Genomic DNA, 18789 nt, shown 5'->3' with positions numbered 1-18789 from the left:
GCCGATATGGCCCCCATCAAATAAGTGGTAAGATTAATTGATAAAACGCCAAATAGGATTTCGACGATGCGATCACCGCTCATCCCGCAGCTGACGGCCTTGCTAGACAGTATCTGCCGAAGAACAAAGCTCGCTGCCAGCAGGGAGGCCTGGACTGCGGAGATCACAAATTCGTTGATTAGGATGGGCGAGCGAAATGGATTTACGGTCGCGGCTCCTGGGCAGGGCGGATGGCTCTACGATGTAACGTGGCTCAATTACTCTGGTGATTTCGACGCCCGGCTCCTGAGGGAAATTCCGCTGGCCGTGGAAAGTGAATGGAACCCGGACGTGACCAACTTGCGGGTCGATTTCAACAAGTTACTGTTCAGCCGTGCGAACCTGTGCCTGTTCGTCTGCAACGACCGTCCATCAGTTGGAGGCAACGCTCGCCCCCTCAGCTTCGCAAGCCAAATCGAGTTGCTGCTGGAATCTGTGAGAGCGGCCAGGAACAAAGATGGATTCAAGATGCTGGTCGGTTGTTACATGAATGCGGAAAACCGCTTTCAATACGTATATCTGGAAGGCGATGAGAAGGTTCAGATACTCACCAATGGCCGCTGGATGCCGTGGCGTTGGGGCAGGGCAGTATCAGGGTAAAAAAGGAGCCGCAGCGGGCAACCGCTGCGGCTCTTTTGTCGTCGACTTTTTAACCCGCTGATCAGAAACCGATCTTCAGGTGCGCGGTCAGGGCGTGGTCGGTGCGGTCGCCGCCGGCGAAGTGACCATTGTAGCCCAGGGCCACGGCCACATTCTCCGCCGTTTCATGCACCAGATTGGCGCCCACGGCCAGACGACCGCGCTTGCCGGCACCCGGATCAGTCACGGCCAGTTCGCCATTGGCGAAGCGACCGACGATCGCGCGGCTGTCGCCCTTCATTTCATACTCATAGGCCACACGGACCTGCGGCACGAAGCTGGTGCCCACACCGCTGATCTGACCGCCGACGGAGCCCAGCAGGCTTTCGGCGTCGTAATCTTCCCAGGTCAGGGCCAGCGGGCCGGCGCCCTTTTCCGCGAAACCTTCGACCTTGCTTTTGGCGTAACGCAGGCCGATGACCGGGCCCATGGCGAAGGAACCGGCGACCGGCGTAAAGCCGATCGTGGTGCCCAGCGCGTAGGTGTTGCCCTTGTAATCGCCGCTGGCCTTGGCAAACGGGGTGAAGCGCGTCGCACGCTCCGACTGATAGTCGTCGAAGCTGTAGGACATGGTCGTATCCAGCCACAGGTCGTCCGCCGCCGCCGTGATATAGGCGGTCAGGTTGTAGGCGGTCGTATCCAGCTTCGAATAGGCGCCATCCGTCTTGGAATTCAAATTGCCGTAGGAGAAGGCCAGACCGGCAATGACATGACGGTCGACCTGATAATCGACGCCGATACCGGCGTTGAAACCGTCATAATCATAGGCCGACTGCCCACGCACCGCCTCACGGTCGCCGTCGACATAGGAGCCGAAGACGAACAGGCCGAAACGGTCATCCTGGCCAGCCTGTGCGCCGATGACATTGACCGAACCCTGTCCGGTCCGGGCACCCGACATGCGGGCCGACACGCCCTCATTGGCCAGATCCAGCAGACGCTGTGAGGTATCGGTGCTGATGGCGAGCGCCGCCGGCGCCTCGAACGTGGCCGACAGGGTGCCATAGGCATATTCGGCGATCATCTGATGGGCGGCGGCGGTGGGGTGCAGCGCGTCGAAGAACACCGTCCCGGCGGCACCGGCGGCGGTGGCGCACACGCCCGTCGCAACCAGCGACCCACCCGGCCCGATGGGGGCGTAGCAGGGGGTGGTGACGTTGGTGAAGCCATAGGTGGAGGGGGATGCGACCAGACCCTGGAACAGGGCCTGCGCGTCCACGATGGTCACCGTGGCGCCCTGGGCGCGCAGGGCATTGGCCGAGGCCTTGATGGCCTGGGCGTGCAGGTCGGACACCGTGTTGGCGCTGGCCTTATCAGCAGCCGACAGGCTGCTGGTCAGCGGGATTGAACCCAGCGGCGGCAGGTTGAACAGCACAAACTGGCGGGCGCCGGCGCTGTACAAACGGCCCGCCTGGGTGGTGATGGCGCCGGTGGTGGCGGCGATGGCGGCCTGGGCGGCAGCGGTCGGGTTTGCCTGCGGCTGCGTCAGCACGGCGATATAATCATTGCCGCCGATCCAGATGCCGACACCGCGGCTGGCCGGGATGGAGGTGCCGCCGGCCAGATAGGCGTCAACCTGGGCCGTCAGATCAATGGCCGTGGTGCGGGTGGCGCGGGCACCGCCATAGGCGCGGCTGCTGACCGTGATGCCGGTCAGGGTGGCCAGATTTTCGGCCCAGACGGGACCGTTGGAGAAGCGGCCATTGACATAAGGTGCGCCGGGCCGGCTGGCCGGGTTCAGGTTCTTCAGATTGTCGGTGTCGCTCAGGCTGTCGCCAAACACGACCAGCGAGGAGACGCCGATCCCCTGGGCCTTGGCGGCCGGGGCGTCCATGGCGATGGCGGACAGGGACAGGACGGCGGCAAGGGCGGTGCCGCCCAGAAGCTTGTGGCTCATCAAAAGGTTCCTCCCATGGTCGGGCTTTAATTTCATTGCCCGATTCAGCACGAGAGAGACGGTATCCAATGCAGACAGACCACGGAAGGGGGTGACGTTACGTAAAGGGCGGTTCCATATGCATTATTCCGGCGATTGCGGCCCCGATGACACAACCACCCACCTGGATTGCTCCGAAAGATGAAAAAACGGGCGGCCCAGACGGACCGCCCGCAAAAGGAATAGTGAGAGTGTGCCTCATAAGTCCTGTCAGCAAAGCTTACAGGATGCTGGGACCATCAAAGAAATTGCCGATGGCCTTCAGTGTGAACGGGTCGAAGCTGCCCAGCTCCACCAGCTCTTCGGTGGCCGAGCTGTAATAGGCGACCGGAGCCAGGGAGCCCGGACGGTAAGGAGCAAAGTCACCCACCGCCGCGACGATGATGTCCTCGATCCCGTCGCCGTCGATATCCTGCGTGCCCACGAAGTCCCAGCCGAAATCCAACTTGAACACCGTCTTGAAGTAATCGACGCCGACCATGTAGCTGGTGGCAATGTCGAACGGCGGATGGATCCAGATGCTGAACTCGCGTGAACTGGCATCATAGAACAGGATTTCGTCCAGGCTGTCATTGCCCTGGAAATTGCCAACCGCTGCAACCGAAACCGTGCCGTCAGAGGTGATGCCGCTGACGAAATAGGCGTCGGACAGGTCGTTCTTTACATAAAGATCGCCTGTGGTCTTGTCCTTGAACAGGACGTCGACGCCACCGCGCGCGTCCAGATTGCCCAGGGCCACGAACTCCTTGTTCCGGTCCTGATTGTCCCAGATGACGTAGACATTACCGGTGTCGGTATCGACGCCGTAAATCTGTTTGGCGGGTTCGGCATACCGGCCAGTACCGGGATGCGGCTCACCCACGGCGATGCCCTGTTCGGGGCCGGGGATATAAACCTCGTTCCCCGTGGTCATCAGCACGCCGCGCAGGTCAACCTTGATGTTGGAGAAATCGATCTTCGTCAGGTCGGTGCCCGGATACGGCTCACCCACGGCGATAGGGCGTGGTGGCAGGGGATAGGGCAGGATGGTGAAGATCGGCTCTTCCGCCGGCGCACCCGAGGGTGGCGGCAGCGCGTCGTCGCCATAGGGGAAGGGCAGAATATGCACTTCATCATCAGGACCGGGATCGATGCCCAGGTTCGGCGTGTCGCTGTAGAGCAGGTAGGAGCTGAAAATCACATCGTTGCGGCCATCGCCATTGGCATCGGCAATGCCCATCAGATCGGTGATCCGTTCCACCCCGAACATGCGCGGGATCGGCAGCGGCAGTTCCAACACATGCTCCACCGGCTTTTCGCCGCCCTTCTGCCCGTCGAACCAGGAGAAGGTGCCGTCATCACGCCCGACCACGACATCGGCAACACCGTCCGAGGACAGGGTGCCGGCCACAACCGCATTGACGCCCCGGGTATCGACGCCCGGCAGTGGCATCGACATGCCCGTCAGCGAGCGCAGGGTCAGACCCGATTTGTCGAAAGTGAGAATCTGCGAACTCATCGCACGCATGCCTCTGATAAGGACGGCGCGGTCCATGAGGGACCATCAGCCGTCAGATTTGCCAGCCCGGAAAAACAGATAACGCCGATGCTGTCAGGGGTCAATAAGTTGCTTAATTCGGAATGACGAAATACGGCATTACTGTATAGCGTTGGCTTGCTACCCCCTTGGAAAATATCAATATTTCCGGGCATGGGCTTTGGTCGGCTCTTACCACCGGTCTGGCTTCCTCGTGGTTGCAACGGTCAATCCGGCGCGACTCGCGCAACGGGAGACCCTGCGCCCATTGTTTCAATCGTTTCCGTTTGGCAAAGAAAAAGCCCCGCCGGTGAAGGCGGGGCTTGATCCAAGGCCTTGGATGAACCGGGTGCTTACACGTTGAAGCGGAAGTGGAAGATGTCGCCGTCCTGGACCAGGTATTCCTTGCCTTCCATGCGCATCTTGCCGGCTTCCTTGCACCCTACCTCACCGCCCAACGTGGTGTAGCTGGTGAAGTCGATCGTCTCGGCCTTGATGAAGCCGCGCTCGAAATCGGTATGGATGACGCCGGCGGCTTCCGGTGCCTTGGCGCCCTTGCGGACGGTCCATGCGCGGGCTTCCTTGGGGCCGACGGTGAAGAAGGTCAGCAGGCCCAGCAGGCTGTAGCCGGCGCGGATCAGGCGATTCAGGCCCGGCTCTTCCAGACCCAGGGAGGACAGGTATTCCAGCTTGTCCTCGTCCGGCAGCTGTGACAGCTCCGCCTCGATGGCGGCGGAGATGACGACGCTGGCGGCACCCTGGCGTGCGGCCATCTCGGCAACCTTGGCAGACAGGCTGTTGCCACTGCCGGCCGACGCTTCCTCGACATTGCAGACATAGAGGACGGGCTTGCCGGTCAGCAGCGCCATCTGTTTGAACGCGTCACGCTCCTCGTTGGAGACCTCCACCGTGCGCGCGGGCTTGCCGTCGCGCAATGCTGCCAGCACACGCTCCATCAGATCGGACAGGGCCTTGGCGTCCTTGTCACCGGCCTTGGCCTTTTTCTGCAGCGGCGGAAGGCGCTTTTCCAGGCTATCCATGTCGGCCAGCATCAGCTCCGTCTCCACCGTCTCTGCATCGCGGACGGGGTCGATGGAGCCTTCGACGTGGGTGATGTCGCCATCTTCGAAGCAGCGCAGGACATGGACGATGGCGTCCACTTCGCGGATATTGGCCAGGAACTGGTTGCCCAGACCCTCGCCCTTCGACGCGCCGCGCACCAGACCGGCGATGTCCACGAACTCAAGCTGCGTGGCGATGATCTTCTGCGACTTGGCAATCTCGGCCAGCTTGTCCAGGCGCGGATCGGGCACACCGACGCGACCCACATTCGGCTCGATCGTGCAGAACGGGTAGTTCGCGGCCTCGGCCGCTGCCGTGCTGGTCAGTGCGTTGAACAGGGTGGACTTGCCGACATTGGGCAGACCGACGATACCGCAGTTGAATCCCATGGGACGATGCTTTGCCGAAAAGATGAAAAGGGTTGGCCCGGTTATGGGCGATCCGCGCGCGGAAAGCAAATGACGGGGGTGCAGGGCATCCCCGTCATTTGGCCGGCGACCGCCGGCCCGCGCCCCATGGCGCGGCAAGCCCCGCCCGCCGGATGGCGGCGCCCGGCGCCTGAGGGCGGAATGAAACGGGGGTGCAGGGCATCCCCGTCATTTGGCCGGCGGGCACGAACTTGTCACTGGTCCATCCAAGCCGTGCCACGCTACCGCCAAGATTGGGGGTCAAATCGAAGGGGTGAGGGGTTCGCCCTTGCCTTGGCCCCCGGCGGTTTGGCAGTAGAGAAGACAACCTTACGGGTCCAAGCGGTTTTTGGGGAAATGATGAATAAGCGCAGCCTGGGTTTGATCTGTCTGATGCTGGTGGTTGCCGGATGCCAGACGAAGCCGCCGCCGGCACCGGCGCCGGTTGCGGAGGCACCGCCCCCGCCGCCGCCCAAGCCGCGTACCATCACCATGGAGGACAGCGACATTGCCGGGTTCCAGGGCGCGCTGCGGGAATTGGGGGGTAAGCCCATCGACGCGCCTGTCGGCTGGGCCAATCCCATCACCGGCAAGCGCGGTGCCGTGAAGGTGCTGCGCGACGGCTATGACGGGCAGAACCGTCCCTGCCGTGAGTTCCATTCCGTCGTCATCCTGGAGGAGATGTACCAGCATGCGACCGGTTTCCTTTGCCGTCAGCCCGATGGCGTATGGGAAGTGGTGCAGGCCCGGGACTATCCCCTCTACCGTCACGTCCAGTAAGCGGACGCACGCTTGAATAGGGAAGAAGTACCATGCGCCGTCCGGTCCTGATCGCATCCGCCCTGTTGCTGGGAACCGCCCTGGGGGCGGTTTGGTGGCTGGGCGGCGACCGGGAGGAACGGCGCGATCCCGCCGGTATCCTCATCCCGGAAAAGGTGGAAGGACCGGTGGTGGTGGAACGGCCATTGGCGTCCGGTCCCGGCACTGTCCTGCCCATGGCCGATCCCGATGCCGGCGTGCTGTCGGACAAAGGGCTGAAGGAAATCAATGCCCTATTCACAGCCACGAAAAGCCGTGCCCTGCTGGTCTGGCACGCCGGCGCCCTGCAGCTTGAGCTTTATGCACCCGATGTTCAGGCCGGCGACATGCTGGAGGCATCGGGGCTGATGCCGGCCATCATGGCGCTGCTGACCGGTCAGGCGCTGCGCGACGGGGTGCTGCCGGGGTTGGATACGGGCATTGCCACCTGGGTTCCCGAATGGGCCGGCGATGACCGGGGCCGCATCACGGTGCGCCAGCTTCTGGAAGGCACGTCGGGCCTGACGCTGCCGACAATCGCCCCAGATGGAAATGCCATCGCCTGGACCCTGTCGGCAAAGCTGGACAGCGAGCCGGGCAGCCGTTTCGCCCCCAACCTGTTCGAAGCCCAGGTGCTGGGCCTGGTCCTGTCGCGTGCGGCGGGCGTGCCGGCGGCCGACCTTCTGTCCAACAAGCTGTGGCAGCCCATGGGCGCGCGTCCAGGCAGCCTGACCGCCGGTGGCGGCGACGGCGCCGCCTATCTGCAGTGCTGCGTGAAGGCGACGGCGCGCGACTGGCTGCGGCCCGGCCTGTTGCTGTTGGAAGGCGGTATGGTGGGGGGCGCGCAACTGGTGCCCACCCCCTGGCTGGACCAAATGGAACGGCCCATCACCCACGCCCGGCACGATGGCTGGCGTGTGCGCCTGGGCTGGCCGTTTGAGCCGGTGAACGGCAATGGCGCCAAAAAGCCCTTCGCCGATGGCGACACGATCTTCCTGTCAGGCGCGGACGGGTCGCGACTTTACGTGTCGAAGGGGCGTGATCTGGTTATTCTCCGCCTGGGGCCGGCGGTTCCCGACTGGGACGAATCGGCCCTGGCCAATCTCGTATCGCGGTCCCTGACCACGCCGCCGGCGGAGTTTCGTTCCAAGAACGGCATGAAGGTAGGACGCGCCCGCGACCTGAATGGTCAGGTGGAGATGCCGCCCATCGTCAAGCCGCCGCCCGTGCCGAAGGTCACGGTGGAGCCGTTGGGCCCGCCGCCGGGTGGTGCGTCCACCCCCGTCCCGGCAGCCGATCGCTGACAGGACGGGTATAGGGGCGGCCTGGGAATAGGCTGTTGATTACTTGGACTTGAAGGCGCGCAACTGCTTATTGAACTCTGCTGCCAACTTCTCCATTCGGGTCGAAGCATCATTGTACTTCTTGGTCCAGTCGCCACCGGCGCGGCCTTTGCCCTCGAATTCCAGGCAGGCGAGATATTCCTGCGTTTCAGCCACATAGGCCTTAACGGCCTGCTGCGCTGCCACCATGTCCGCCTCTGCCGCCGATGCGCCATCGGGCAGGTTGGGTGCATCCTTCAACGTGCATTCGGCATGAGCCGCGCCGACAAACCCGAACGCCGCCACCGCCAGCATGGCCGCAACCATTTTCTTCATCGTGAAAGCCCCTTTTTCATCGCCACTTATCGTTGACACACTTTCGATTAGGCGGGGGACGTTCCGTCCCTCCGGCGCCCCTCCCTAGGGCTTCTGATTGCCGAGTTTACCGGCAATTTATTAACCAGTTGTTTGCGACCTCCGCGCTTCCTGCGAATCCACCGCTGGTACAGTAGATACGCCTACATTTTCGTTACAAGCTCGGCTATACCTATGCGAAAGTATGTCGGGTCGGCAAGGGGCATTCCCGCCGGACCGAACATGGGATGAGTTTTAATAAAAATGTTGATAATTAACTACTCATTCCATCGCGTGTAATGGTTTCCCGGTCCTTCTTGGTGGGGATCGGCGACCTGTCATCATAATTGATGGCACGGTCGTTCTAATCGGGATGTTTTCGCTTGTGCGGGATTTGTGTGCCTGTGCAGTAATCAGGATACGCGTGCGGAAAAGGACAGGAGAGGTTCAGCGAGATGAGCACTATCAATCGGACCATGCGACCGACCGGCAAGTCTGCGCCGGCCGCCGGCTCCGCCGGGGGGTTGGGCGCCCTTTTTGGTAACTGGTCCATCAGCCGGAAGATTACCTTCTCCATCGCTGTGCCGGTTATTATCGGCCTGGGTGCTGTGATCGGGCTCAGCGCGTCGTCGATGAACGATGCCATGCTGGACCTGTCCAAGCGATCCGAGAGCCAGGTCACGGAGATGATGGCGGCCCAGATGGCGGCCGCCGTCCGCTTCAAGAATTCCGACGCCGTCGCCGACAGCTACGCCGACCTCGCCGCTGCCAAGGGCACCAGCCTTGCGGCCGTGAAGGTGGTGGATGCCGATGGCGAAGTGCTGAACGAGTATCCGACCAAGGACAAGCCGCTACCGGCCGGCATGACGGGCTTTGATTTCGCCAAGGCGAAGATCGACAAGACCGTCGGTGACGTTAAGGTGCAGGATCTGGGTGATTTCCTGATTGCCCAGGCACCGGTACGCGCCGGCGCCAACCGCGATCAGGTCGGCACGCTGACGGTTGCCTGGAGCCGCGCCAATGTGCAGTCCTCCATCTCCGCCGCCGTCATGGGCAATCTGCTGATCGCCGCGATCGTTCTGGCGGTGCTGATCGGTCTGCTGGTCTTCCTGCTGCATAAGATCGTGGGTGCCCCGCTGAAGGACATGCAGTCCGCCATGTCCAAGCTGGCGGGCGGCGACCTGACGGTGGCCGTCTCCGGTCTGGGCCGCGGCGACGAGATCGGCGCCATGGCGCAATCGGTGCAGGTGTTCAAGGACAACGCGCTTGAGGTGGAAAACCTGCGGCGTCGCCAGGAAGAAGCCGAGCGTCAGGCCGCCATCGAGAAGAAGGCGTCCATGGAGAAGCTGGCGTCCGACTTCGAGAATTCGGTGAAGGGTGTCGTGGCCGAGTTGTCCGGTGCGTCCAGCCAGGTACAGTCCACCGCTGAAGGCCTGTCGGCTTCTGCTGAAGAAAGCCGTGCGCAGACCAGTGCGGTGGCCGCCGCCACGCAGCAGGCCAGCGCCAATGTGCAGTCGGTGGCCAGCGCCACCGAGGAACTGGCCGGCTCGCTGGCTGAGATTTCCAATCAGGTCAATACCTCGGCCCGCATCGCCCGCGACGCCGCCAAGACCGCCGAGAAGACCAACGGAACCGTGCAGTCGCTCGCCCAGCGTGCACAGTCGATCGGTGACGTGGTGAAGCTGATCAGCGACATCGCCAGCCAGACTAACCTGCTGGCGCTCAACGCCACCATCGAGGCGGCACGCGCCGGTGAAGCCGGCAAGGGCTTCGCCGTCGTGGCATCGGAAGTGAAGTCGCTGGCCAATCAGACGGCCAAGGCCACGGAAGAGATTGCCAGCCAGATTACCACCATGCAGGACGCCACCAAGGAGGCCGTCGACGCCATCGTCGTCATCAGCCGTACCATCGCGGAGATCAACGACATCTCCGAAATGGTCGCCGGTGCCGTTGAGGAGCAGGACGCTGCCACCAAGGAAATCGCCCGCAATGTGCAGCAGGCTTCGATGGGCACGATGGAAGTGACCCGCAATATCGAAAGCCTGGAGCAGGTGGCCCATCAGACCGGTTCGTCGGCCACCGACATGCTGTCGGCTGCCCGCAACATGGCCCGCCAGTCTGGCGAGTTGGGCAATACCGTCGACCGCTTCCTGGCCCAGGTGCGCAGCGCCTAAAGGAGGCCTGCGCAATCAGACCAGTCCTGATTTTTTCCGCAGACCCCCGTCCTTCTGGACGGGGGTTTTGCGTTTTTGCTCTATCCGTAAGGGGGCTTGTCCGGCTGGTGAAGCCGGTAGTGATTTGTTAATATAGGTTAATGCGCGCTCCTCCGAGGGCCGTGCCACCATCAATGCCAGGTATCAGATGCGGTCCTGCCGGATCGGATTTTTGCTGCTTTCGATGATCGCCCCCACCATGCCTGTGGCGGGGACCGCCCAGACATTGCCGATTGCGGCGCGGGCAGAGGACAGCCCTCTGATCGGCTCTGTGCTGCGGACCGTCGCGGCGGAGATTTTGACCGATCAGGTGGTGTTGACCGGCCTGCGGCAGGCCGCGCGGGAAAATGACGTCTACACCATGGACGCCATCATTCAGCGTGACGTCACCTGGCGTTTGCAGGCCAAGCGGGGAACCGGACCGTTGCTGGACACGGTCATGCAGGGGGAGATGTCGCGCCATCTGACCCTGGCGCGGGTGCCGCGGCAGGCCGTGCTGGCCGATTTGATGCTGACCGATGACCGCGGCCTTCTGGTGGCAGCGACACGGATTCCCAGTGATTATGATCAGTCGGACGAGGCCAAATATATCGTTCCCACCACCTCCGACCCCGGAATGGTGCATGTGGAGGAGGCGGCCTATGACGAGTCGGCGGATGATTATGTCGTGGCCGCCAGCATCCTGCTGATCGATCCGGCGGACGGACGGATGCTGGGCGTGCTGTGCGCGAATTTCACGCTGGCGGCACTGGCACGGGATTGAAAAAGGGGCACCTTGCGGCACCCCTTTTATGAACATCAGGCCTTGGCCTCGTTCCCACCATTGCTCGCCGACCAGGCTTCCGGTGCGTGCAGGAACTTCTCGACCTCGCTCAGCGTGTGGCTGTCGAAGTAATTGCCTTCGCGCGCGACGCGCAGCACGTCCCACCAGGTGGCCAGGGCGTGCATTTTCACGCCCATCTCGGCCATGGTCGCTTCCGACTGCGGGAAGATGCCGTAATGGAAGACCACCCAGATATGCTCGACAATGGCGCCGGCATTGCGCAGCGCATTGACGAAATTGATCTTCGATCCGCCTTCGCTCGCCAGATCCTCTACCAGCAGGACGCGTTGGCCTTCCAGCAACTGGCCCTCGATCTGGGCGTTGCGGCCAAAGCCCTTGGGCTTCTTGCGGACATAAAGCATGGGCAGGTCCATGGCGTCCGACACAAAGGCCGCATAAGGAATGCCCGCCGTCTCCCCACCTGCCACGGCATCAAACGCCTCGAACCCGGCCTCGCGGCACAACTGATCCTTGGCGGCCTGGATCAGGAAGCGGCGGGCGCGCGGAAAGCTGATCAGCTTGCGGCAGTCGATATAGACGGGGCTGGCGCGGCCGGAGGTGAAAATGAACGGCTTTTCCGCGTTGAACAGGACCGACTTGGTCTCAATCAGGATGCGGGCCGTCTGGGTAGCGGCGGTGGCGGCGTCGATCATGGCGTGTTCCTGCGGAAAAATGGGAGGGGCGAATTAAACCAACCGCCAGTCCAGGCGTTCGCCCGACCGGAAGGGAAGGACAGCGGTCTTGCCGTCAATATCCAGGATATCAGGAACGGTGAGACCGCTTTTCTCTAAGGTGATGGTGTCGTCATTGGGGGGCAGGTCATAATAGGCGGGGCCGTTCAGGCTGGTGAAGGCTTCCAGCCGGTCCAGCTTGCCTTCCTCGTCGAAGACCTGGGTATAAAGTTCCACGGCGGTAGCGGCGGTATAGATGCCGGCGCAGCCGCAGGCACTTTCCTTGGCGCCGATCGGGTGCGGCGCGCTGTCGGTACCGAAGAAGAACCAGGGTTCGCCAGAGGTTGCCGCCTCGCGCAGCGCCAGCCGGTGCGTCTCGCGCTTGGCGATTGGCAGGCAGTAGAGATGCGGGCGGATGCCGCCAGCAAAGATGCTGGAGCGGTTGATCATCAGGTGATGCGCCGTGATCGTTGCCGCCAGCTTGCCGGTCGGCCCATATTTGCGCACCACGGCCACGCCTTCTGCGGTCGTGATGTGCTCCAGCACGATCTTCAGGTCGGGATGGCGGTTGCGAATCTTGGGCAGAACGGTGTCGATGAACACCGCCTCACGGTCGAAAATATCGACCTTCTGATCCGTCACCTCGCCGTGCACCAGCAGGGGCAGGCCGACCTTGGCCATACGGTCCAGGCAGGGTGCAACCTTCTCCAGGTCGGTGACGCCATGGGCGGAATTGGTGGTGGCATGGGCGGGGTACATCTTCACGGCAGTGAAGATGCCAGCCTTCTTGCCCGCTTCCAGGTCGTCCGGGTCAGTGCCGTCAGTGAGATAGGCGGTCATCAGCGGCTGGAACCGGCTGCCGGCGGGCAGGGCGCCCAGGATTTCGGCACGGTAGGTTTCGGCCTGGGCCGCTGTTATCACGGGGGGCACCAGATTGGGCATCACGATGGCCCGGCCCAGCTGTGCCGCCGAATGCGGCAGCACCGCGCGCAACATGGCGCCGGTTCGCAGATGCAGGTGCCAGTCGTCCGGGCGGCGGATGGTCAGGCGTTGCGGGTGCTGGGTCATCGCGGTCGGGTCCCCTGGGGCCAAGTGCCCGATGTCTAGGGCCAAAGCCCGCGACACTCAAGCGCCGCTGCGGAAGGCCGGGTTTGCGCCCTGCCGGGGGCTGTGCCGGGAGTGTCGCTTCGGCATGATTGACCGCAGGGGTTGAAGGGCCATAGGCTTGTGTACACGCCCAACGGGCCATTGCCTCAGGCAGGTGTCGTGACGGGTCATTGTGGCCGCCTCTGGCGGCATCTTCAGGCCGCCCTTGTGGCGCTGCCACTTCTGCTTCCGGCCCCTGATGCCGGGGCCAGGGCGGCGGACGACCCGGCCTCCCGTGCTGCAACGGTCACTCTGGTCTGTGGGCCGCTGCCCTTTGTGTCGGATGGCACCGGCTGTGAGCGGGGAATCGGGGCTGAACTGGCGCGTGCCGCCTGTGACCGCGCCCGCCTGACTTGCACTTTTCAGCAGTTCCCCTGGCCCCGCGCCCAGAAAGAGGTGGAGATGCGGCAGGCTGACATCCTGATCGGCCCGTTCCGCACGCCGGAGCGGGAAGCCTGGATGGAGTTCAGCCGCGAGCATTTCTATGTCGATCAGATGTGGCTGTTCCGCGCCGTGCCTGACCATGGGCCGATACCGGGGGCGGATGGTCTGTCGCATGTCGGCGTGCCCCTGGGCTGGGCGGTTGGCGGCGATTTAGCGAGCCGGACAGGTGTGACATTGGAAATTGTGTGTACCGTCGATATCGGGCTGAACCTTATCACAGCCGGGCGGCTGGATGCGGTGGCGGCCCATGCCCGTGCCGTGGCCCGCTATCTGAATGAACATCCGGGCGTACGCTTCCTGCCTGTGGGGCAGCCATTGTCGGTGCAGCGTTCCTACATGGGCTTTTCCAGGACATTTGCCGGCAGTCTAGAACGGCGCCTGTTCGAGACAGCTTACGAGTCGCTGCTGGCGGACAAACTTTACGCCGACATTCTGGCCCGCAACAAGCCGTTCCCGGATATGCGGACAGAAGTGGCCACACGCGGCCATCAGTTCACGAACGAGCCATAGCACAAGCCCGTTTGGCACCGTGCTGACCGGCGATATTGGCCCGGCTGCTGGCCCTGATCCGCCATAGGATGCCGGCGTTTGATCCGCATCTGAGAGGATTTCAGCGATCATGTCCGGCAAGGAACATAACTATGCCGTTACCGTCACCTGGACCGGCAACCAGGGTACCGGCACCAGCGCCTACCGCGCCTATTCCCGTGATCATCTGATCAGTGCGGGGGACAAGCCCGCCATCGCTGGCTCCTCTGACCCGTCCTTCCGGGGCGATCCCGCCCGCTGGAATCCGGAAGACCTGCTGGTCGCCTCACTGTCGGCCTGCCACAAGCTGTGGTATCTGGGCCTGTGCGCCGGGGCCGGCGTGGTCGTCACTGATTATGAGGATCGGGCCGAAGGCTGGATGGTGGAGGAAGGCAGCGGGGCCGGGCAGTTCACGCGCGTCCTGCTCCGCCCGCGCGTGACTGTGGCGCCGGGATCGGATGTGGAAAAGGCCCGGCACCTGCACCACAAGGCCCATGAAATGTGTTTTATCGCCCGGTCGGTGAACTTCTCCGTCGAAGCCGAGCCGGAGATTGTGGCCGCTTAAGGCCCCTCGAACGTCCGGTCATGGCGGAGGCTGGGCACCATGCGCCGGGCCTCTGCTACCTTGGACAGGTCCAGGTCGGCGATGATGACGCCCGGCGCCTCACCGGCATCGGCCAGCACCTCGCCCCAGGGGCTGATGATGACGGAATGGCCGTAGGTGCCGCGACCGCCATCATGGATGCCGGTCTGGGCCGGGGCGAGGATAAAACATCCCGTCTCGATGGCGCGGGCGCGCAGCAGCACATGCCAATGCGCCCGCCCCGTGGGGACCGTGAAAGCGGCGGGCACGGTGATGATCGACGCGCCCGCCTTGGCCAGGGCGCGGTAAAGATAGGCAAAGCGCACATCGTAGCATATGGACAGGCCCAGCCCGCCCCAGGGCGTGTCGGCCACCACGGCCTGTTCCCCAGGACGGTAGGTAGCGCTTTCACGGTAGGATTCGCCGCCGGCCAGGTCCACGTCGAACATGTGGATCTTGTCATACCGCGCCGTGATCTCACCCTCCGGGCTGATCACGAAGGCGCGGTTGGCAACGCGCCCGTCGGGCAGCAGACAGCCCAGCGTGCCGGTCATGATCCAGGTACCGGTTTCCCGTGCCAGATTCCGGAAGAAGGGGACGCCAGGATGGCTCTCCTCCGGCTTCACGCGGGACAGGATGTTGTCGCGCCCCTGCACCATCAGGGACACATTCTCCGGCAGGCAGATTAGTTTTGCACCGTCCGCCGCCGCCTCACGCACAAACACGCCCGCCTGTTCCAGATTGGGCAGAATTTCGGGCCCGGCATTCACCTGAACCAGGGCGACACGGACGGTGGCGGGGGTGGCGCTGTCGGTCATCTTTTAGGCCCCGATGCCCAGCAGCGGGTTCAACTTACCCGCCTTATCCAGCGCGTGGGTATCGTCGCAGCCGCCAATATGCTGTCCGTCGATGAAGACCTGCGGCACGCTGGTGCGGCCACCGGCCCGGTCAATCATTTCCGGTCGGCGGGCGGGTTCGGCCATGATGTCGATCTCTTCATACGCCACACCCTTGCTGTCCAACAGCCGCTTGGCGCGGGTGCAGTAGCCACACCAGGGGCTGGTATAGATCTCGACTTTGGGCGCGGACATGATAAGCGGTTCCTGCGTGTGTGATGGTTTGCTGACCATAATATGACGTGGCAAGTCCGCCTGGCAAAGGGCAGGCTGCCGCAATCCCCCCATGCCAGGCTGCCTCAGCTTCCCTCATCCCCCAAGGTGACGGGCCGTACCACGCGCGCCAGGGTCACCACATCGACGGCCCTGGCCCCAGCACGGCGGAGGACCTTGGCACATTCACCCACCGTCGCGCCCGTCGTGAACACGTCATCGACCAGCAGCACGCGGGCACCCTTCACCGCCTCCCGGCAGCGGGGATTGACCATGAAGGCCCCCTCGACATTCCGGGCCCGGCCCTTGGCGGACAGCCCGCCCTGGCTGGGTGTTGCGCGGCGGCGGATCAGCAGGTCGGGCAGGGCTACCCGCCCAGTGAGCCGTCCCAGGTTGAGCGCCAGCAGGGCCGATTGGTTGTACCGCCGTTTCAGCAGCCGCCAGCGGTGCAGCGGCACCGGCGCAATGATCCCGTCAGCCTCCGTTAACAGGCCGGCACCCGCCCGCGCCAGCCATTGCGCGAAGGCCGGCGCGCAGTCGGTTCTGTCGCCATGCTTGAAGCCCAGCACCAGCGACCGGCTGGCATCATCATAGGCAAAGACGGAACGGCAGCGGTCGAACAAGGGCGGGCGGGCGATACAGGCGCCACAGATCAGATCGGGCGTTCCCAGAGGGTCGTAATCGAAGGGCAGGCCACACCGGGCGCAGTGCGGAGCCGCGATGAAACGGATGCCGCGCCAGCAGTCCGGGCACAGCGCTCCGACGGCCCCTACCTCCACCCCGCAGGAAAGGCAGCGCGGCGGCAGGACAAGATCCAGCAGCCGCAGTGCCCCCTGTCGCAGCGGACGACCCAACCTACCGATACGTGTAGAAATGAGGGTAAACATACCCGAAAGGTATCAGGTCATGTGGGTGCCGACAAGTGCAGGCAGATTAGCAGCACTCACCACGGCATGCTGCTAACATCATGATAATAAACAAAAATATTCACATCCTTGAAAAACTTTGGCAGGCTTTTCCTGTGGGGCGGCGTGACCGTCCCGGATTGGTGGAAGGAGGTCGCATGATCATTTCCCGGTCCCCCCTGTCGCGGCAATTGCAGGATTACCGCCTGACCACGGCTGAAATCCTCTATCATATGCCCGACCATCCCGGCCTGCTGCAGACCTATGTCTGGCAGGAACTGGATCTGGCGCCGCGTTTCCCGGTGTTGCGCAAATTCCTGGATTTCTGGTCGCACAACCTGGACGGCAAGCTGCATTCGGTGCGGGTCGCCAACCTGGATCTGATCAGTCCGGGCCATATGCGCCACGTCGATGCCCTGATGACCTTGCAGTGATCAGGGCGCGGTGTTGGTGGCGGTTTCGACCAGACGGCGCGCGATCATCCGACGCTGCCGGTTCATATGGGTATCGACCGGTGCCTGATAGAGACCGCGCAGCAAGGACTTGTCCCATTCGGTCAGGGCCGTGACACGCGGTGCCCCTGGTTGAAACAGGTTCAGGATGCTGGGCAGTGCCGCCTCGCCCTCTGTCGCGAAGGCGCCCAAGACCCGCATTCCGACATGGTCTGCCACGGCACCCAGCGGCAGGCCGCGCAATGCGTTGGCATCCAGAACCACCATAGTGCGGAAGATGTCGAATCGCGTTTCTTTGCTCAACCGTGACAGGCCGCCGGGAGCCGCGCGAAGGGAGACGGCGGTGGACAGGGCGCCGGCCGCATCTACCGCGTCCGGCGTGGCGCCATGTTTGTGGTTCAGCATCGTGACATGCCACATCCGCACCGCCCGTTCCCGCTCCAGCGCCTGGCGGACTTGGGCGATTGGCATGGGCTTGAACAGGCGCGCCTGCTTTTCCAGCATCAGATCAACCAGACGGTCAGGTTGATCGGTCAGGATCACCACGACATTGGGTCGGCAATCCTTTTCCGGGGCCGGCATATCGATCAGGGCGGCCACCTCCGATACCCGGTGCTGGAAAAGCTCCACCTGCCCCTCGTCGAAACCACGATAGGCGACACAGATCTGACGGTGCCAGCGGGCCAACTGCCGGTCCCGCGTGTCGGGCAGGGCCTGTCCCACGAACGCCGTGATCTCGGCCTCGTCCGGTGCATCGACCACAATTTCGGGCAGAAGATCAGGGGCCGTTTCCTGCGCCCACACCGTTGATGGCAGCAGCAGGAGCAGGAACAGTGTCAGCGCGCGACCAATCATCCTCGTCTCCTGTTGCTGCGTGTTTGTTCAGGGTTCCGATCCCGCCGTTTCGGTCAACCGGCGTGCGATCTGGCGGCGTTGCCGGTCAGCAGTGGTCCCTGCCGGGGCGGTGTACAGCTCGCGCAGCAGGGCGCGGTCCCAGTCGGTCAGGGCCAGGGGCCGTGTGCCGGCATCCGTCTGAAACAGCGACAGGATACTGGGCAGACGACCGCCCTCTGCCTCTCCCATCTGCCCCAGTAGCCGCATGGCCACATGATCGGCCACGGCGTCCAGCGGGAGACCAGCCAGACCTTTTACGTCCAGGATGACCATGGCGCGGAACAGATCGGCGCGGGTGGCACTGGCCAGCCGCGTGGCATTGCCGGGTGCAATCTTGACAGAGGTAATGGTGGCACCGCCCTTCGTGGCCGCATCCGGTGTGCTGCCGTCGGCGCCCATTGTCAGCGCGACCGACCAGACCCGCGCCACGCCCCCATCCGCCAGTTTCCGCCGCACCTCCGACGGTTTGGCGGGCGCGAAGATGCCGGGATGCTGGGCCAGCATGCGGTCGATCAGCAGGTCCGGCGCATTGGTCAGCAGGACGATTGCGTTGGGCCTGCACCCGGCCTTGGGCGGATGCAGTCCGGCGATGGACGCTGCCTCCTGCAACCGCTTGGTGAACCGATCTTCCTGATCGGGCGTGAAACCGCGCAGGGTGACGCAGAGCGGCTGATGCCAGCGGGCGAGCTGCTTGCCATGGGTACTGTCCAGCACATCCCCGACAAAGGCTTGGGACGCCGCCTCCCCCGGTGCCTGCACCACGATCTCGGGCAGCACATCCTGCGCCGTGACCGGCAGGGCCAGCAGCGGCAGAAGCAATAGCGGCAAAAAGCGGCGGTGGGGCATGCGGACGCATCCATGGGCGTGATCCCCATTAAGGTCCTGCAACCCAAGCCATCTGTAAACCTGTCCGATCGGCGGAGGCAGTTACCGCGATGCTTTCCCGGC

General features: G+C 63.4%; 19 protein-coding genes. 8 read left to right on the top strand and 11 right to left on the bottom strand.

The window, feature by feature from the left end; all coding sequences use genetic code 11:
• The first annotated feature begins 66 nt into the window (after positions 1-66).
• Positions 67-639: a hypothetical protein gene (locus C0V82_RS08875; protein ID WP_102112022.1), complete on the top strand. Its 573-nt coding sequence runs from the start codon at positions 67-69 to the stop codon at positions 637-639.
• Positions 640-700: 61 nt separating this feature from the next.
• Here C0V82_RS08875 and C0V82_RS08870 read toward each other — a convergent pair whose 3' ends face one another.
• The 3 genes from C0V82_RS08870 to ychF form a co-directional block, all read right to left on the bottom strand.
• Complete coding sequence (locus tag C0V82_RS08870; RefSeq protein WP_158659820.1) at positions 701-2575, bottom strand: autotransporter domain-containing protein; 1875 nt, start codon at positions 2573-2575, stop codon at positions 701-703.
• Between the two features lie 259 nt (positions 2576-2834).
• Positions 2835-4112: a hypothetical protein gene (locus C0V82_RS08865; RefSeq protein ID WP_102112020.1), complete on the bottom strand. Its 1278-nt coding sequence runs from the start codon at positions 4110-4112 to the stop codon at positions 2835-2837.
• Positions 4113-4483: 371 nt separating this feature from the next.
• The gene (gene ychF / locus C0V82_RS08860; RefSeq protein ID WP_102112019.1) at positions 4484-5581 is read right to left on the bottom strand and encodes a redox-regulated ATPase YchF; all 1098 of its coding nucleotides are present in this window, start codon (positions 5579-5581) and stop codon (positions 4484-4486) included.
• Positions 5582-5956: 375 nt separating this feature from the next.
• On the opposite strand from ychF, the gene C0V82_RS26830 reads away from it, so the two are divergent.
• Both C0V82_RS26830 and C0V82_RS08850 read left to right on the top strand, forming a co-directional pair.
• A complete protein-coding gene (locus tag C0V82_RS26830) occupies positions 5957-6379 on the top strand; it encodes an RT0821/Lpp0805 family surface protein (protein ID WP_158659819.1) in 423 nt (140 codons plus the stop codon).
• Positions 6380-6411: 32 nt separating this feature from the next.
• The gene (locus tag C0V82_RS08850; RefSeq protein ID WP_102112017.1) at positions 6412-7701 is read left to right on the top strand and encodes a serine hydrolase domain-containing protein; all 1290 of its coding nucleotides are present in this window, start codon (positions 6412-6414) and stop codon (positions 7699-7701) included.
• Positions 7702-7740: 39 nt separating this feature from the next.
• Here C0V82_RS08850 and C0V82_RS08845 read toward each other — a convergent pair whose 3' ends face one another.
• Positions 7741-8055, bottom strand: coding sequence for a hypothetical protein (locus tag C0V82_RS08845; protein WP_054165720.1), 315 nt, complete (start codon positions 8053-8055; stop codon positions 7741-7743).
• A gap of 473 nt (positions 8056-8528) precedes the next feature.
• Here C0V82_RS08845 and C0V82_RS08840 point away from each other — a divergent pair, with 473 nt between their 5' ends.
• Positions 8529-10247: a methyl-accepting chemotaxis protein gene (locus tag C0V82_RS08840; protein ID WP_102112016.1), complete on the top strand. Its 1719-nt coding sequence runs from the start codon at positions 8529-8531 to the stop codon at positions 10245-10247.
• A 211-nt stretch (positions 10248-10458) separates the two neighbouring features.
• On the top strand, positions 10459-11049 hold the full coding sequence (locus C0V82_RS08835) for a hypothetical protein (protein ID WP_158659818.1): 591 nt from the start codon (positions 10459-10461) through the stop codon (positions 11047-11049).
• Between the two features lie 35 nt (positions 11050-11084).
• Here the strand turns inward: C0V82_RS08835 and C0V82_RS08830 are convergent, their stop codons facing one another.
• Complete coding sequence (locus C0V82_RS08830; protein WP_102112014.1) at positions 11085-11762, bottom strand: orotate phosphoribosyltransferase; 678 nt, start codon at positions 11760-11762, stop codon at positions 11085-11087.
• A gap of 33 nt (positions 11763-11795) precedes the next feature.
• A complete protein-coding gene (pyrC, locus tag C0V82_RS08825; protein ID WP_102112013.1) occupies positions 11796-12848 on the bottom strand; it encodes a dihydroorotase in 1053 nt (350 codons plus the stop codon).
• A 198-nt stretch (positions 12849-13046) separates the two neighbouring features.
• On the opposite strand from pyrC, the gene C0V82_RS08820 reads away from it, so the two are divergent.
• Both C0V82_RS08820 and C0V82_RS08815 read left to right on the top strand, forming a co-directional pair.
• Positions 13047-13880: a substrate-binding periplasmic protein gene (locus C0V82_RS08820; protein WP_158659817.1), complete on the top strand. Its 834-nt coding sequence runs from the start codon at positions 13047-13049 to the stop codon at positions 13878-13880.
• Between the two features lie 109 nt (positions 13881-13989).
• Entirely contained in the window at positions 13990-14463 is a 474-nt protein-coding gene (locus C0V82_RS08815; protein ID WP_102112011.1) for an OsmC family protein, read from the top strand.
• Here the strand turns inward: C0V82_RS08815 and C0V82_RS08810 are convergent.
• The 3 genes from C0V82_RS08810 to C0V82_RS08800 form a co-directional block, all read right to left on the bottom strand.
• Positions 14460-15299, bottom strand: coding sequence for a carbon-nitrogen hydrolase family protein (locus tag C0V82_RS08810; protein WP_102112010.1), 840 nt, complete (start codon positions 15297-15299; stop codon positions 14460-14462). The two genes, C0V82_RS08815 and C0V82_RS08810, sit on opposite strands and share 4 nt — an antisense overlap.
• Positions 15300-15302: 3 nt before the next feature.
• Entirely contained in the window at positions 15303-15572 is a 270-nt protein-coding gene (grxC, locus tag C0V82_RS08805; protein ID WP_054165988.1) for a glutaredoxin 3, read from the bottom strand.
• Positions 15573-15676: 104 nt separating this feature from the next.
• On the bottom strand, positions 15677-16477 hold the full coding sequence (locus C0V82_RS08800; RefSeq protein WP_102112009.1) for a ComF family protein: 801 nt from the start codon (positions 16475-16477) through the stop codon (positions 15677-15679).
• A 176-nt stretch (positions 16478-16653) separates the two neighbouring features.
• Here C0V82_RS08800 and C0V82_RS08795 point away from each other — a divergent pair, with 176 nt between their 5' ends.
• The gene (locus C0V82_RS08795; protein WP_102112008.1) at positions 16654-16929 is read left to right on the top strand and encodes an usg protein; all 276 of its coding nucleotides are present in this window, start codon (positions 16654-16656) and stop codon (positions 16927-16929) included.
• Here the strand turns inward: C0V82_RS08795 and C0V82_RS08790 are convergent, their stop codons facing one another.
• The gene (locus C0V82_RS08790; protein WP_102112007.1) at positions 16930-17802 is read right to left on the bottom strand and encodes a hypothetical protein; all 873 of its coding nucleotides are present in this window, start codon (positions 17800-17802) and stop codon (positions 16930-16932) included.
• A gap of 27 nt (positions 17803-17829) precedes the next feature.
• A complete protein-coding gene (locus tag C0V82_RS08785) occupies positions 17830-18687 on the bottom strand; it encodes a hypothetical protein (RefSeq protein WP_102112006.1) in 858 nt (285 codons plus the stop codon).
• Between the last annotated feature and the right edge of the window lie 102 nt (positions 18688-18789).

Origin of the sequence: Niveispirillum cyanobacteriorum (assembly GCF_002868735.1) — a bacterium.
GTDB lineage: Bacteria > Pseudomonadota > Alphaproteobacteria > Azospirillales > Azospirillaceae > Niveispirillum > Niveispirillum cyanobacteriorum.
The sequence above is the reverse complement of the archived record's forward strand: the minus strand, read 5'-3'. Positions and strand labels throughout refer to the sequence as shown.

Coding starts and splice junctions, on each gene's coding strand:
- C0V82_RS08845 (WP_054165720.1), bottom strand. CDS start 8,055: ATGAAGAAAATGGTTGCGGCCATGCTGGCGGTGGCGGCGTTCGGGTTT.
- C0V82_RS08785 (WP_102112006.1), bottom strand. CDS start 18,687: ATGCCCCACCGCCGCTTTTTGCCGCTATTGCTTCTGCCGCTGCTGGCC.
- C0V82_RS08830 (WP_102112014.1), bottom strand. CDS start 11,762: ATGATCGACGCCGCCACCGCCGCTACCCAGACGGCCCGCATCCTGATT.
- C0V82_RS08790 (WP_102112007.1), bottom strand. CDS start 17,802: ATGATTGGTCGCGCGCTGACACTGTTCCTGCTCCTGCTGCTGCCATCA.
- C0V82_RS08810 (WP_102112010.1), bottom strand. CDS start 15,299: ATGACCGACAGCGCCACCCCCGCCACCGTCCGTGTCGCCCTGGTTCAG.
- C0V82_RS08850 (WP_102112017.1), top strand. CDS start 6,412: ATGCGCCGTCCGGTCCTGATCGCATCCGCCCTGTTGCTGGGAACCGCC.
- C0V82_RS08865 (WP_102112020.1), bottom strand. CDS start 4,112: ATGAGTTCGCAGATTCTCACTTTCGACAAATCGGGTCTGACCCTGCGC.
- grxC (WP_054165988.1), bottom strand. CDS start 15,572: ATGTCCGCGCCCAAAGTCGAGATCTATACCAGCCCCTGGTGTGGCTAC.
- C0V82_RS08870 (WP_158659820.1), bottom strand. CDS start 2,575: ATGAGCCACAAGCTTCTGGGCGGCACCGCCCTTGCCGCCGTCCTGTCC.
- C0V82_RS08840 (WP_102112016.1), top strand. CDS start 8,529: ATGAGCACTATCAATCGGACCATGCGACCGACCGGCAAGTCTGCGCCG.
- C0V82_RS26830 (WP_158659819.1), top strand. CDS start 5,957: ATGATGAATAAGCGCAGCCTGGGTTTGATCTGTCTGATGCTGGTGGTT.
- pyrC (WP_102112013.1), bottom strand. CDS start 12,848: ATGACCCAGCACCCGCAACGCCTGACCATCCGCCGCCCGGACGACTGG.
- C0V82_RS08800 (WP_102112009.1), bottom strand. CDS start 16,477: ATGTTTACCCTCATTTCTACACGTATCGGTAGGTTGGGTCGTCCGCTG.
- ychF (WP_102112019.1), bottom strand. CDS start 5,581: ATGGGATTCAACTGCGGTATCGTCGGTCTGCCCAATGTCGGCAAGTCC.
- C0V82_RS08875 (WP_102112022.1), top strand. CDS start 67: ATGCGATCACCGCTCATCCCGCAGCTGACGGCCTTGCTAGACAGTATC.
- C0V82_RS08815 (WP_102112011.1), top strand. CDS start 13,990: ATGTCCGGCAAGGAACATAACTATGCCGTTACCGTCACCTGGACCGGC.
- C0V82_RS08795 (WP_102112008.1), top strand. CDS start 16,654: ATGATCATTTCCCGGTCCCCCCTGTCGCGGCAATTGCAGGATTACCGC.